Below are 3,214 nucleotides of genomic sequence, written 5' to 3' on the forward strand. Positions count from 1 at the left end.
TATAACAAAATACAAAAATTTTAATGAGCTAAAAAATATGATAGATAATTATATTGTTGAGTATAATAATTATAGAAGGGTTTTAAAATTAAAAATGCCTCCAATTCAATTTGAATTAAAAAGCATTTTAAATTAAAAAAATAATTCTCAGTTATTTAAAACTGTGCACATTTTAATAAATGATTATTTTATATTTCTAGTGTAATTAATGATATTTTTTCATTGTTTTTATTAAATAATTGTAAATTATTAATATTAATTTGTTCTTTTTCTGTAAAAATTATAATATCATAATTTCCATAACCCCATATACCCGATATTTCAATTTGATTTAAAATAAATAGTTTTTGATGGTTATAAAAAGTTATTTTAAGATTATCTTCGACTAAATCTTTAATAGTACCAATTCAAACTTCCTTAGAATAAAGTAAACTATATCATTGAGAAAAATAATTTAAATAGTCCTCTATTTTGTCATTAGAAACAATTAAATTAGTTAAATATTTACCATATTCACCATCTGATAATTTAATTTCTGCTGGAATAAGAGAAGGGATGTTATTTGTTTCTATTTCATTTGTTATTGATAATCAATTAAAAAAATTTGCTTCTAATCGATAAATAGGATTTTCTGAAATATCTTTGTTTTTAACACTTACTTTAATTTCATTATCTTTGTTATTATTAACATTTGTTTCTTGTTTTAAATTTCAATTAGTTATATTACCATTTTTATCTATTTCAGGTAAATTAGGTTCACCAGACCCATCTCAACGATAAACTTTTATTCAACTTGGAGATCATGGCAACGCTACATTGATATTTGGATTATTATTTATTCTTTTTGATATTTTTATATTATTAGAATTATCTTGATATATTATAAAATATCATTTATTATCAACTATCTTACTAAACGGTTTTTGGTTTTTATAAACTTCTTTTCAGTAATTTTTAGGTGGAGTAGGTCCACCAGAAAAATTAAAATATGATGAATTTAATTTAACTTTACAATCTTCAAATTCTCAATACCCATCTTCTATTTTATTAGGAGTTGAAATTAATTCAAAATAATAAGGAGCAAATATTTTAATATCATCATTATAACCTTTATTAATTGCGTATTTACTATATGTATAGTTTGATAACATGTAAATAATTTGTTTAAATCTTTTGACAGCATTATCATTTAAAGATTTATAATTATCTAATTTTCAATTTTCAAATAAACCATCAATGACATCTTCGGGTTTTTGTCCTTCGATTTTTTGGCGTAATTCTGCTGCTTTATTTATAGGGTTACCCTTTTCATCATATTTTGCACCTTGAAATTTACGGTCATAATTATAACGATATGTTAGATAATTTAATAAAACAATATTTAATTCTTTAATATCTAATAAACCTAAAATATCTTTCCCTTTTATATAATCTTTAACAATGCTTCATGATAAAAAACTTTCGGTAAATCAATAATGGAATACTCTTAAATTAGGGTTTGTTTCAATTGGCATTGATAACAAAGGTACTAAACTAGCATTTTCAACAATTGATGCTGGATAAGAATAAACACCATTGACATTGCCTCAACATTTAATATTTCCAAATAATATTGATTTAGGATATTTAATTTCAATCCCAGTAAATACTGTATCTTCGGACAATGATTTTTGTAAAACTAAATGAATACTATTTTGATTCTTTCATTTAAAGTCAGTTATTTTAACTAAATGAGTATATTTAATAATATCAACACCATCAGGTGTATAAGGTCGTTTATATTCTTCAATGATATAGCATTCATTTTTATTGTCTTCGGTAATTGGTTCATTAATATAAACTATTTTTAAATCTAATGATTCTAAAAATTCTTTGTCTTTTTTTGAAATATCATTAATTAAAATATCTTTTTCATCAATCATTACATAACTTGTACTATTATCTTGGGCTGTGGTATTTTGTTGAATTTGTAATTTAAAATTAAAGTCACTAATTTCATAACCAATAATTTTAATATATTCATCTTTGTCAATAAAACCTATTTTAACGCTATTTTGAGAGTAGTTTAAGGTTGGTTTTTGTTTTGTCTTAACAAGATTACTAATTTTATAAATATATAAGGTTCTAGCATGGTATTCTGTAAATAATTGTTCTAAATCAGGGTCACTATATTGTGATTGATTAGCAAAATCTAACGGAATACTATCAATTGAATAATCAATTGGTTCATCATTTTTTGCTAATTGTGCTAACATTTTTTCCGATGGTTTTAACATTATGCTTGTTCTCCTTCTTCATTAAGTGTATTGATAATGGTTTCGTTGTTTTTTAATTGTCTGTTTAAAGTAGCATTTACTGGTAAGCGAACATCAACAATTAACTCATCAATATTTTTAATATTAAATGTTCTACTATTTAAAATTGCATTATCATATTTAATTAACTTAATAATAAATTCAGTTAATTTAATTTCTCTAATATATATCATTTGTTCGTATGATGCGTTTGTTTGAATATTTACACCAGCAACTTCTGCTTGTGTTTGTTGGGCTCCCTTAGCAATAGCGGGAACATGATGGCGATTTATTTTATAGTAATTAGTTAATAATCAATCATATATTTTGGTTAATTGTTCACCTTTAAAATTACCAGCAATATAGTCTACTGGTTGAAAATTACTATCAGGGTCTCCTTCAACTAATAACAAGTCATTTTCAATAAATGAAGCTAACATTTTACTAATTTCTTGGTCAACAACACCAGTAACTCCATTAGTATTAATGGTAAATTTACCACTATTTAATAATGGGTCTAACATAATCTTTTCAGCAATAATATCTAAAATACTAGCAAATTGTTTACCATAACGAGCAGAAGGTTCAAAATTAGGGTTATTGGGAATAATTTCAATCGGTATAAAATTAAGTGGTAATATTTCTTCTCTTTGTAATGTTGTATAGTTATTTCATTTTGCATCATCAATATATAAGTCGGTAATAGTACTATATAATCGTGTTTTTAACTTTCTAATAACTTTTACTTGTTTAGTTACATAATCAATTTCTAATTTTTCAGTAATAAAAACACTCTGGTCATTTTTAATATAAGGGTCATAATCAAAAGTACAAGATACTAAATTACCTAATTCATCATATTGGTCATTGTAAAAATCAATAGTAATAAAATTAAGTTTTGAATTATTAGCAAAAATAAA

The 3,214-nt window shown here is 23.5% G+C and carries 3 protein-coding genes; 1 reads left to right on the top strand and 2 read right to left on the bottom strand.

Going from position 1 to position 3,214, the window contains the following annotated elements:
* The first annotated feature begins 1 nt into the window (after position 1).
* Positions 2–136: an IS3 family transposase gene (locus D9R21_RS08690; protein WP_126820873.1), complete on the top strand. Its 135-nt coding sequence runs from the start codon at positions 2–4 to the stop codon at positions 134–136.
* Positions 137–188: 52 nt separating this feature from the next.
* On the opposite strand, the gene D9R21_RS05265 is transcribed toward D9R21_RS08690, so the two are convergent.
* Together D9R21_RS05265 and D9R21_RS07280 are read right to left on the bottom strand one after the other, a co-directional pair.
* Positions 189–2,276: a hypothetical protein gene (locus D9R21_RS05265; protein WP_126821383.1), complete on the bottom strand. Its 2,088-nt coding sequence runs from the start codon at positions 2,274–2,276 to the stop codon at positions 189–191.
* A partial coding sequence (locus tag D9R21_RS07280; protein WP_158613916.1) for a hypothetical protein occupies positions 2,276–3,214 on the bottom strand: 939 nt, incomplete at its 5' end. The genes D9R21_RS07280 and D9R21_RS05265, both read right to left, overlap by 1 nt.

Source organism: Spiroplasma endosymbiont of Megaselia nigra (assembly GCF_003987485.1).
Lineage (GTDB): Bacteria > Bacillota_I > Bacilli_A > Mycoplasmatales > Mycoplasmataceae > Spiroplasma.